A 434-nucleotide genomic window follows, 5' to 3' on the forward strand; every position below is an offset into this window, starting at 1 on the left:
GCCATGGATTCCGTTCTCAAAGCTGCGTCCTAACCACCTTGACTAATGCTATATACCCAGTTTGGCAAGTGGTTAATCCCCCGACTATCTCCTAATCAATGGGAGGAAACTTTCCGCAAGCATGAGCCATCTACCCCAGCAATTCAGTCAAAATCTTAGTTTTGATGGGTGAATAGACCCTTGTGGGGCTCCTTTGGCTCAAGTTATGGCGATCGTTCCGGGCGTCTTTTCCTCTCGAGTAAGTTTGAGGGTGACTCCAAAAACTTCAGCAAAACAGGCCGCGAGGACATCCCGGACTTGCTCGATGGAAATATCCGGGACTAATTCAGCCAGACTCCCTACGGGGAAATCAGAAATACCACAGGGAACGATCGCTTTAAATCCAGTTATAGCATTAGTCAAGGTGGTTAGGACGCAGCTTTGAGAACGGAATT

At 47.9% G+C, this 434-nt stretch carries 1 pseudogene; it reads right to left on the reverse strand.

The features are described from left to right. Positions 1-198 precede the first annotated feature (198 nt). A pseudogene (locus tag P5683_RS25890) lies at positions 199-434 on the reverse strand (hypothetical protein); the annotation flags it as partial.

The sequence above is a fragment of the Limnospira sp. PMC 1279.21 genome, from assembly GCF_032349615.1.
GTDB lineage: Bacteria > Cyanobacteriota > Cyanobacteriia > Cyanobacteriales > Microcoleaceae > Limnospira > Limnospira fusiformis.